Consider the following 10,817-nt stretch of genomic DNA (forward strand, 5'->3'; position numbering starts at 1 on the left):
TCATGGTTGGATGATGCCCTTTGGAGGCATCATCTGACCGTTAACGACCCGATTAGGCTAGATGACTTACAGTGGTGAATAAAATGAAAAAATCAACCTGGCTCAACGTATTGGTTAAATTTACATTATCCACAATGGCGATTTTTTCAATACCGCATACGTTTGCCGTCGTCACATGCTCGGTGCCCGACCCGATAACCACGACATTGCCGATCGCGCCGCAAAACATCACGGCTGGCCCTGATATTCCTAATGGAACCGTGATCTATTCTGGCCGTTTTACTCAACAAGGATTGGTCAGGGTAAATTGTACCAGCACCACCGTCCCTGAATCGGGAGTCGTGAACAAGTACCTAAAAATAAAAAGCATCTCGATGCCCCGCTCAAGTTATCAGGGGTCTGGTAGGCATGAGCATATTTATGAAACGGGTGTGCCAGGGATTGGTATCGCCGTATGGAAAGGGGGGGCCGCAGTCTCGGCGGATGCTCAGACGCTGGTTAGTCCTTACACGATAAATGTTAAGTATGCTTCGGGTACCAGCACCACGCTGGACTCCTCTTACTCATTCGGATTGATAAAAACGGGGGATATTTCACCCGGCGTGATTAATGGTGCCAATTTCCCGGTGGTAATATCAGCGTTAAGTAACGGCAGTAATATGAATATGCCTGAGGATGCCACGTTAGCAACAGTAGCTTTTAGTGGTGTCATTAATGTCATCTCCCAAACCTGTACCACGTCTGATGTTAAAGTTGAGTTGGGAGTGTATGAAAAAAGCCAATATTTTAAAGGTAAAGGTTCCACTACCGCTTGGAAAGATGCTTCGATTCACTTAACCCATTGCCCTCGGTTCCATGGTTACTATGCCTTTGGTGGCAAAGATATTGAAATCACCGAGACCGGTGCGCAAACTATCCCTGCGGCAACGGCGAACGTCCTCGATCTCTCTATTCAACCCACCTCGGAAATCATTGATAGCGCCAATGGTGTGATGGCGATCAGTTCGGCGGGCAGCGATGTGGCGGCGACCGGCGTCGGAATACAGTTTGGGCGTGGCATGGTTTCCGGTACGCCGGTTCCGTTCAATTTTGCAGGCCCAAATCGCTATACTCCACCCTCTGATGGCAGCCCGACATATACCATTCCTTTGGTGGCCAGATATATCCAGACAGAGGCGGATGTCACGCCTGGCAAAGCAGATGGCAAAGCCATATTTACCATTAATTATTATTAGGTTATCGCTGCCAGCGGCGCAGTAAACGGCTTTTTAATCCGGTATCAAAGCGCCAGATATGATCGAAGATGCGCATGATGCCGGGTTTGCCGTAGGCCGACATGGCCACCGCATGAAAACGTTGCTGGTGGCTGTGCTGCTGTGACTTCACTTTCTTGATCACCTCATCCGGCAGCCGCTGGGCAATAAAATCGGAAATAATCACCGCATCGGCGTCAAACCAGTCGCTTTCCGCCATTTTGCTGACCGTGGCATTCAGACAGGCGGCCAAATCCGTCCCGCCACGGAAATGCTGGCCCAGGAAACGCACCGCCTGTTCGATACCGCTGGCGGCCGTCAGTTCATAGTGCACAATCTGGCTGGCAAACAGCATGATGTAGCAACGGCGATTATCGGCCAGTGCGATGCGCAGCAGTGCCAGGCAAAAGGCTTTGGCGCATTGTTCATTAAAGCCGCCCATAGAGCCGGAGGTATCTACACAGACAATAAATGGCCCGCGTGGCTGCTGGTCCTGCTGCTGATGAGTGACCTGGCGCATCATGATCTGTTCCTGCCAGGCATCCCCTTGCAGGCGATAGGTCAGCAACCGTTTTTCCAGCAGCCGCCGGTAAAACTCAAACTCCAACTCTTCGATGCCCAACGCCGCCAGTTCGGGTGGCAGTAACCGCAGGATGTCGTCACTTTGGTGTATACCGCTAACCTCTTCTGGTTGAATGGCGGGTACCTGTACCATCACCCGGTACGGTTCCGGCTGCGCATCTTGCTGCTGCACCGCCTTGGCTTCATAACTGCGGCCCAACTGTTGTGCCAGTTTTTGTAGCTCTGGCTGCCGTTGCAGGAAATCGCCGTACTCCACCAGCCGTTGGTAGTCACCACGTTGTAACTGGCCTTTGCTCATATCCCACAATCGGCCTGCGGCCGTGTCGTTTTCCGCCAGCACCGGTTCCAAAGCGCCGCTCAGCGCCAGCCGTTCTTGCAGCTCGGCCATCAGCTGTTCACGTTCCTGCTCCAGTAACTTATGGTGCAGCATCGTGGCCTGCAGCGTCAGGCTGATGCGCCAACGTTGCAGAAACAGAGTCTGGAAACTGCCATCGAGCGGATGAGTGGGAAGATCGGCGGCGTCGACCATGCTCCGTGCCTGGGCGTAAAACGGCGATGCGCATTGGCGTAACAGATCGAGCGTATCGTTAAGGTTTTGCGAGAACTGGCCGTGGCTTTCCAACTGGCACTGCTGATAGCGGTAAAACTCTTGGGCCAGCACCGGCGGTACTACGGCTTGCTGAATGCGATCTTTCAGCTGTAACTTCCAATGAGGCAGATCGCGGTTAATCGCCCGACGTATCGCCGGGAATTTATTGAAAAATACCGCCAACTGCGGCGTGGCCAACATACCAATGATTAACTCTTCGATCAGCTCGACTTCGGAGATCGACAACAGCATATCGAGCGTTTCGAGGCTCAGCATGGTTACTGGCCGCGCATTTGCTGGGACAGCTGTTTGATCTGCTCGGCCACCTGCAACAGGCTGGCTTCAATTTTTGCCAATCCGCTGGCGGGGGTGAACAGGCAAGGTTGATGCTGGCTGAATAGCCGCCGCTGCTCGGCCTGGCGCTGGCTTAAGGTTTCTATTTCGTCCAGGAATTCTGGTGGGGTTCCTCCAGTCGGCTTACCCGGCATGGCCAGCAGGGAGGGCTGGCGGCTGACGTCCAACACGGTCAGGTGCAGTTGCTCATCGACTTCCAGATCGATCTGCTGGGCAAAACCAATGCCGTTAAGCTTGGCGCGCACCTCGCCCCCTTTTTGCAGCCAGTTTTCCAGCATGCTGCTTTCGATATTCAGGTGGTTAACCTGGATGTCGTGCAGTTGTAACGGCTTTTGCAACAGCAGCGTCAAAGTGGTGCCAGTGAGCGGATGCTCCAGCACGTATTGCGGCTTGCGGCTGAACATGCCGCCTTTTTTCACCAGTTGGATGGCCTGACGATGGCTCTGCTGCTGTTGATGCTGCATCCAGCGGGTATGGATTTGCTGTAACTGGATCAACAAGGTTTGTTGCTGGTAGGCCTGTTCGGTGAGCAACTGATCGATTTGCTGCTGTAACAACTTTAATGATGTCCGATCGTGCCACAGGCAATCCTTCAACAGCATTAAATCCAGCGGCACAATGGTGTCGCGGCCGCTGAAAAAGGCGCAGGCTTGCAGTAAGCGCAGGGATTTCTTCCAACGCCGGTCCGAAACATAAGGCGCCTGTTCCAAGGCGTCTAACCGTTGGCGCAGCAGGAAGATCAGCTCAAAGCAGTTTTCCGGCAGTTTGACCTTATCGATCAGCGGTTGCCACTGGTGGAACTCTTCATCGCTGATGCTCAGCGCCTCGGGCACCGGGTTATCGCTTTCATTCTGGCGGGCCACCAACAGCGAGCGAAAATTCTGCTTATCCTGCACCTTATCAAGCCACAGCCGGATCAGCATACGGTCATACAACGCTTCAAGGCTGCTATCGGCCTCGGGTAATTCATTGGAAGCGGTGACCAGCAGGCGCAACGGAATGGGGTCTTCACTATTGCCATTACGGAAACGGCGTTCGTTGATCGCGGTCAGCAGGGTATTGAGGATGGCCGGGCCAGCCTTCCAGATCTCATCAAGAAAGACAATCTCGGCTTCGGGCAGATAACCCGCAGTCAGGCGCTGATAGCGGCCTTCATCTTTCAGAGCTTGGATCGACAGCGGGCCAAACACCTCTTCCGGCGTGGAAAAGCGCGTCATCAGGTATTCAAAGGAGCGAGCGCTGCGGAAGGCAAATTTCAACCGGCGGGCGATCAGGCTCTTGGCGATCCCCGGCGGGCCCAGCAGGAACACGCTTTCGCCGCACAAGGCCGCCAGCAAGCACAGCCTGATCGCCTCTTGCCGTTCATAAAGGCCGCTCTCCAGCGCACTGCTGAGGCGGGCGATCCGTTCTGCCAGAAGTGTTGATGACGCCATAAAATAGCTCGCGTTGTCCGGAGGTTAGAGCCTGCCACCCAGGCTGACAGCCAATCTTGCTAGAGAATCCGATGATAAACCATCATTATTTTTAGCCCTATAGCTGGTTGATTAGTAAAATTTTTCTATGCTCAACAAGGGGGTTGGTTCACATTTTGTTTATTTTTGGGACCCGATATAAGAGTAGGCAAGTAGTATAAATGATGCATACTGTGCGCCTTTTACCGGGTGTGACGGATCTTAGAGCCCCTATCTTAAGCCTGATGCGGATGCGTCGGTTGACGGATGATCTAGCAAAAGAAGCAAACTATGAGCACAGAACATAAACAGTCTTTATCGGCGGTTACCCTGGCGGCTATTGGGGTCGTTTACGGTGATATCGGCACCAGCCCGCTCTATACCTTGCGAGAATGTTTTTCCGGCCATTACGGTTTTGATGTCCGTCCCGATGTGGTGTTTGGCTTCCTTTCTTTAATCTTCTGGATGTTGATCGTCATTGTTTCCCTGAAGTATCTCACCTACGTCTTGCGTGCGGATAACGCCGGTGAAGGCGGGATACTGACGTTGATGTCTTTGGCTGGGCGCCATACCTCGGCGCGGACCACGTCTTTTCTGGTGATCCTGGGCCTGATTGGTGGCAGCTTCTTTTATGGCGAGGTGGTGATCACCCCGGCGATCTCGGTGATGTCGGCGATCGAAGGGCTGGAGATTGCCGCCCCGTCGCTTGATCCTTATATCGTCCCGCTCTCCATTCTGGTACTGACCCTACTGTTTGTGATCCAAAAACATGGCACCGGCAGCGTGGGCAAACTGTTTGCCCCGGTGATGCTGCTGTGGTTTATCGTGTTGGCAGTCCTGGGCGCGCGCAGCATTATCTCCAACCCGGAAGTGTTGCAGGCGCTGAACCCTAAATGGGCCTTCAACTTCTTTGTTGAATATAAGAAGGTGTCGTTCTTCGCGCTCGGTGCGGTGGTGCTGTCGATTACCGGTGTGGAAGCGCTGTATGCCGATATGGGCCACTTTGGTAAATTCCCAATCCGCCTGGCCTGGTTCACCGTGGTGCTGCCTTCGCTGGTGCTCAACTACTTCGGCCAAGGGGCACTGCTGCTGAAAAACCCTGAGGCGATCAAGAACCCGTTCTTCCTGTTGGCCCCTGACTGGGCACTGATCCCGCTGTTGATATTGGCCACGCTGGCCACGGTTATTGCCTCGCAGGCGGTGATTTCCGGCGTCTTCTCGTTGACCCGCCAGGCCGTTCGTCTGGGCTATCTGTCACCGATGCGCATCATTCATACCTCGGAAATGGAGTCCGGCCAGATCTATATCCCGGTGATCAACTGGACCCTGTATATCGCCGTGGTGTTGGTGATTGTGGGCTTCGAGCACTCCAGCAATCTGGCCGCAGCCTATGGCATCGCGGTGACCGGCACCATGGTATTGACCAGCATCCTGATCACCTCCGTCGCCATCAAAAACTGGCATTGGAATCGCTTCCTGGTGGGGGGCATTCTGGCGATCCTGCTGATTATCGATGTGCCGATGTTCTCGGCTAACGCCCTGAAGCTATTCTCCGGCGGTTGGTTGCCACTGACGTTGGCCCTGGTGATGTTCCTGATCATGATCACCTGGAAGAGCGAACGCTTCCGTCTGCTGCGCCGGATGCATGAGCACGGTAACTCACTTGAAGCACTGATTGCCTCACTGGAAAAATCGCCACCGGTTCGCGTGCCGGGCACCGCGGTGTTTATGTCGCGGGCCATTAACGTGATCCCGTTTGCCCTGCTGCATAACCTCAAGCATAACAAAGTGCTGCATGAGCGGGTGGTGCTGCTGACCTTACGTACTGAAGATGCGCCTTATGTGCATAACGTCCGCCGGGTGACGATTGAACAACTGTCGCCGACCTTCTGGCGGGTGGTGGCCAGCTATGGCTGGCGTGAAACGCCGAACGTTGAGGAAGTCTTCCATCGCTGTGGATTGGAAGGGTTGCCATGCCGGATGATGGAGACTTCGTTCTTTATGTCCCATGAATCGCTGATCCTCACCAAACGGCCATGGTATCTGTTCCTGCGCGGCAAGCTGTTTATCGCCCTGAGCCGCAACGCATTGCGGGCTGCTGACCAGTTTGAGATCCCGCCCAACCGGGTCATCGAACTGGGAACCCAGGTCGAAATCTAAATCAGGGGCTGAGATCGCTGACAAAGAGGGAAAAAGCGTGGTTTTTCCCTCTTTGTCGTAATAAGGCCGAAAATCAATAAATTGATTTACCTGATTCTTTTGGGGTGCCCTTGGTGAGCATGATGCCTAATTTAAGTTTGCCGTCAGTCTAAGGGGCTCAGCATTTGCTGGGCCCTTCTTTTTTATCTATGCTTTTTTCGAACGCGAGCGAAACGTTTCGATGGCGATCACATTTCCGCTATTACAGGGTTGTCTTCCCCTGATGATTTTCTAAACTGACTCAATAGCGAAACGTTTCGCTGCTGGAGTTTACTCATGAAAAAAGGCGTACTACTGAATTCTGACGTTTCTGCGGTGGTCTCTCGTCTCGGCCACACCGATCAGATCGCAATTTGCGATGCAGGCTTGCCGATCCCGGCCGTGACGCCGCGTATCGATCTGGCGCTGACTCAAGGGGTGCCGACATTCTTGCAGGTTGTCGGCGTGGTGACGCAGGAAATGCAGGTAGAGAGCGCTATCCTGGCGGAAGAGATCGTCAAGCATAACCCGTCGCTCCACCAAGAGTTGCTGGCCCAGCTGACGCAGCTCGGTCAACGCCAGGGCAACACCATCAGCATCAGCTATATCAGCCACAGCGCGTTTAAAGCGCAAACCGAACATAGCCGGGCCGTGATCCGCAGCGGAGAATGTTCGCCCTACGCGAACGTGATCCTGTGCTCCGGCGTAACTTTCTGAGGCGCCTATGCAACCTTTACTGCAACTGAAAGGGATCGATAAGGCCTTTCCCGGCGTGAAGGCGCTTTCTGGGGCTGCCCTGAGCGTTTATCCCGGCAGGGTGATGGCGCTGGTGGGGGAAAACGGTGCCGGCAAGTCCACCATGATGAAAGTGCTGACCGGTATCTACAACAAAGATGCGGGCAGCCAATATTTCCTCGGCAAAGAAGTGGTCTTCAACGGGCCGAAGGAGTCGCAGGAAGCGGGTATCGGCATCATCCACCAGGAACTGAACCTGATCCCGCAACTGACCATTGCCGAGAACATCTTCCTTGGCCGCGAGTTTGTTAACCGCTTTGGCCGCATCGACTGGAAACGCATGTATGCCGAAGCGGACAAACTGCTGGCGCGTTTGAACCTGCGTTACAGCAGCCACCGGCTGGTGGGGGAATTGTCGATTGGCGATCAGCAAATGGTGGAAATTGCCAAGGTGCTGAGCTTTGAATCCAAAGTGATCATCATGGATGAGCCAACCGATGCCCTGACCGATACCGAAACCGCCTCGCTGTTTAAAGTGATCAATGAGCTGAAAGCCGAAGGTCGCGGCATTGTTTATATCTCCCACCGTCTGAAAGAGATCTTTGAAATCTGCGACGATGTGACCGTATTCCGTGACGGACAGTTTATTGCCGAGCGGCCGGTTGCCGAACTGAATGAAGATTCGCTGATTGAAATGATGGTTGGCCGCAAGCTGGAAGAGCAGTATCCACGTCTGAATCTGCCGCGCGGTGAAAAACGCCTGCAGGTGAGCCACGTTTCCGGCCCTGGCGTGCATGACGTCAGCTTTACTTTATATAGCGGTGAGATCCTGGGAGTGGCTGGCCTGATGGGGGCTGGGCGTACCGAACTGATGAAGATCCTGTACGGAGCCACGCCACGTAAAAGCGGCACCGTGAATCTGGACGGCCATGAGGTGGTAACTCGTACTCCTCAGGACGGCCTGGCCAACGGTATCGTCTACATCTCCGAAGACCGTAAGCGCGATGGCCTGGTGTTGGGGATGTCGGTGAAGGAAAACATGTCGCTGACCGCGCTGCGCTACTTCAGCCGTGCCGGTGGTGGCCTGAAACATGCCGACGAGCAGATCGCCGTCAGCGATTTTATTCGCCTGTTCAATATCAAGACGCCTTCGATGGAGCAGCCGATTGGCCTGCTTTCCGGCGGCAATCAGCAAAAAGTGGCGATTGCCCGTGGCTTGATGACCCGGCCAAAAGTGCTGATCCTCGACGAACCAACACGCGGCGTCGACGTCGGGGCCAAAAAAGAGATCTACCAGTTAATCAACCAGTTCAAACAGGAAGGGCTGAGCATCATTCTGGTGTCTTCGGAAATGCCGGAGGTGCTGGGCATGAGTGACCGCATTCTGGTGATGCACGAAGGCCACCTCAGCGGCGAATTCCCGATTGAACAGGCCACCCAGGAAGTGCTGATGGCAGCTGCCGTCGGCAAGCAATACGGCGTAAAGCAGGAGTAATCAGATATGAGTTCACAAAGTGTCGCAGCTAAGCGCTGGTTCAGTAAAGAGTGGCTGTTGGAGCAGAAATCGCTGATTGCCCTGTTGGTGCTGATAGCCGTGGTGTCTTCGATGAGCCCGAATTTCTTCACCGTTAATAACCTGTTCAATATTCTGCAGCAAACCTCGGTGAACGCCATTATGGCGGTCGGCATGACGTTGGTAATCCTGACTTCCGGCATCGATTTGTCGGTCGGATCGCTGTTGGCGCTGACCGGGGCGGTTGCCGCTTCGATTGTCGGATTTGAAGTCAATGCGGTAGTGGCTGTGGCAGCTGCGCTGGCATTGGGGGCTGCCGTAGGGGCCTGCACCGGGATTATCGTTGCCAAAGGCAAGGTTCAGGCGTTTATCGCCACCCTGGTGATGATGCTGTTGCTGCGCGGCGTGACCATGGTGTATACCAACGGCAGCCCAGTTAATACCGGCTTTACTGACGTTGCAGACACCTTCGGCTGGTTCGGGATTGGTCGCCCATTGGGCGTTCCTACCCCGATCTGGATCATGGCCATCGTGTTTATCGCCGCCTGGTATATGCTGCATCACACCCGTCTTGGCCGCTATATTTATGCGCTGGGCGGCAACGAAGCGGCTACCCGCCTTTCCGGTATCAGCGTCGATAGGGTTAAAATCATCGTTTACTCCCTGTGCGGCCTGCTGGCGGCACTGGCTGGGGTTATTGAAGTGGCGCGCCTGTCCTCTGCGCAACCTACTGCGGGTACCGGCTATGAGCTGGATGCTATCGCCGCGGTGGTGCTGGGGGGGACCAGCCTGGCTGGGGGTAAAGGGCGCATCGTCGGTACCCTGATCGGGGCGCTGATCCTTGGCTTCCTGAACAACGGTTTGAATTTACTGGGTGTTTCTTCCTACTACCAAATGATCGTGAAAGCAGCCGTTATTCTGCTGGCGGTTCTGGTAGACAACAAAAGTAACAAGTAACCTCTCCCCTACAGGAATCACGACCATGAAAATGAAAAAACTGGCAACCTTAGTTTCGGCCATCGCGTTAACCGCCACCCTAAGTGCTAACGCCCTGGCAAAAGACACCATCGCGCTGGTGGTTTCTACGCTCAACAACCCGTTCTTTGTTTCGATGAAAGAAGGGGCGCAGTTGGAAGCCAACAAACTGGGTTACAACCTGGTGGTGCTGGATTCCCAGAACAACCCGGCGAAAGAGTTGGCCAACGTGCAGGATCTGATGGTGCAGAACCCGAAACTGCTGCTGATTAACCCAACCGATTCTGACGCGGTAGGTAACGCCATCAAGATGGCCAACCAGGCCAAGATCCCGGTCATTACGCTCGACCGTATGGCAGCGAAAGGCGAAGTAGTCAGCCATATCGCTTCCGACAACCGCGTGGGCGGTAAAATGGCCGGTGACTTTATCGCCAACAAAGTAGGGGCCGATGCCAAGGTGATTCAGTTGGAAGGTATTGCTGGGACATCTGCTGCCCGTGAGCGTGGCGAAGGCTTCCAGCAGTCGTTGGAGCAGAACAAATTTAAACTGCTGGCCAGCCAGCCGGCGGACTTCGATCGCACCAAGGGTCTGAACGTCATGCAGAACCTGCTGACTGCGCATCCAGACGTGCAGGCGGTGTTTGCACAGAACGATGAAATGGCACTGGGTGCGCTGCGTGCACTGCAAACAGCCGGTAAAACGGATGTCATCGTGGTTGGCTTCGACGGCACCGCAGACGGCGTGAAAGCGGTTGAAGGCGGCAAATTGGCGGCTACGGTGGCACAGCGCCCGGATCAGATCGGCGTGATCGGTGTGGAAACGGCCGATAAGATCTTGAAAGGCGAGAAAGTACCGGCGACTATCCCGGTTGATTTAAAACTGGTTACCAAGTAAGTCATCACCAGCGCCATCGGAACGGGGCGTGACGATGGCGCGCAATTTAAGGGATCCCTGTGATGGAAACAGCAAAGCTGGTGGTTTTGGGCAGCATCAATGCCGACCATATCCTCAATATCAACCAGTTTCCCCAGCCGGGCGAAACGGTGATCGGCCAGCAGTATAAGGTCGCCTTTGGTGGCAAAGGGGCTAACCAGGCGGTGGCTGCCGGGCGCAGCGGTGCGGATATCGCCTTTATTGCCTGCGTAGGCGCAGACGATATTGGTGAACGTATTCGCCAACAGCTGGC

The 10,817-nt window shown here is 54.5% G+C and carries 9 protein-coding genes; 7 read left to right on the forward strand and 2 right to left on the reverse strand.

Annotated features, from left to right (window positions below; all coding sequences use genetic code 11):
• The first annotated feature begins 83 nt into the window (after positions 1 to 83).
• The gene (locus ACLQ7H_RS20200) at positions 84 to 1,235 is read left to right on the forward strand and encodes a fimbrial protein (protein ID WP_411754207.1); all 1,152 of its coding nucleotides are present in this window, start codon (positions 84 to 86) and stop codon (positions 1,233 to 1,235) included.
• Between the two features lies 1 nt (position 1,236).
• Here the strand turns inward: ACLQ7H_RS20200 and viaA are convergent, their stop codons facing one another.
• Both viaA and ravA read right to left on the reverse strand, forming a co-directional pair.
• Positions 1,237 to 2,700, reverse strand: a complete 1,464-nt coding sequence (viaA, locus tag ACLQ7H_RS20205; RefSeq protein ID WP_411754208.1) for an ATPase RavA stimulator ViaA — start codon at positions 2,698 to 2,700, stop codon at positions 1,237 to 1,239.
• A 2-nt stretch (positions 2,701 to 2,702) separates the two neighbouring features.
• A complete protein-coding gene (gene ravA / locus ACLQ7H_RS20210; RefSeq protein ID WP_411754209.1) occupies positions 2,703 to 4,211 on the reverse strand; it encodes an ATPase RavA in 1,509 nt (502 codons plus the stop codon).
• Positions 4,212 to 4,520: 309 nt separating this feature from the next.
• Between ravA and kup the strand changes: the two genes are divergently transcribed.
• The 6 genes from kup to ACLQ7H_RS20240 all read left to right on the forward strand — a co-directional run.
• Positions 4,521 to 6,389, forward strand: a complete 1,869-nt coding sequence (gene kup / locus ACLQ7H_RS20215; protein WP_411754210.1) for a low affinity potassium transporter Kup — start codon at positions 4,521 to 4,523, stop codon at positions 6,387 to 6,389.
• A gap of 315 nt (positions 6,390 to 6,704) precedes the next feature.
• Positions 6,705 to 7,124, forward strand: coding sequence for a D-ribose pyranase (rbsD, locus tag ACLQ7H_RS20220; RefSeq protein ID WP_411754211.1), 420 nt, complete (start codon positions 6,705 to 6,707; stop codon positions 7,122 to 7,124).
• A gap of 7 nt (positions 7,125 to 7,131) precedes the next feature.
• Complete coding sequence (rbsA, locus tag ACLQ7H_RS20225) at positions 7,132 to 8,637, forward strand: ribose ABC transporter ATP-binding protein RbsA (protein ID WP_411754212.1); 1,506 nt, start codon at positions 7,132 to 7,134, stop codon at positions 8,635 to 8,637.
• 6 nt (positions 8,638 to 8,643) lie between these two features.
• Positions 8,644 to 9,612 (forward strand): ribose ABC transporter permease, encoded by a 969-nt coding sequence (gene rbsC / locus ACLQ7H_RS20230; RefSeq protein ID WP_024484670.1) that lies wholly within the window; start codon positions 8,644 to 8,646, stop codon positions 9,610 to 9,612.
• Between the two features lie 25 nt (positions 9,613 to 9,637).
• Entirely contained in the window at positions 9,638 to 10,525 is an 888-nt protein-coding gene (gene rbsB, locus ACLQ7H_RS20235) for a ribose ABC transporter substrate-binding protein RbsB (RefSeq protein WP_021181448.1), read from the forward strand.
• Positions 10,526 to 10,587: 62 nt separating this feature from the next.
• Positions 10,588 to 10,817 (forward strand): PfkB family carbohydrate kinase (locus ACLQ7H_RS20240; protein WP_411754213.1); only part of this gene is annotated, 230 nt, incomplete at its 3' end.

The organism is Serratia sp. (in: enterobacteria), from assembly GCF_046715635.1.
GTDB lineage: Bacteria > Pseudomonadota > Gammaproteobacteria > Enterobacterales > Enterobacteriaceae > Chania.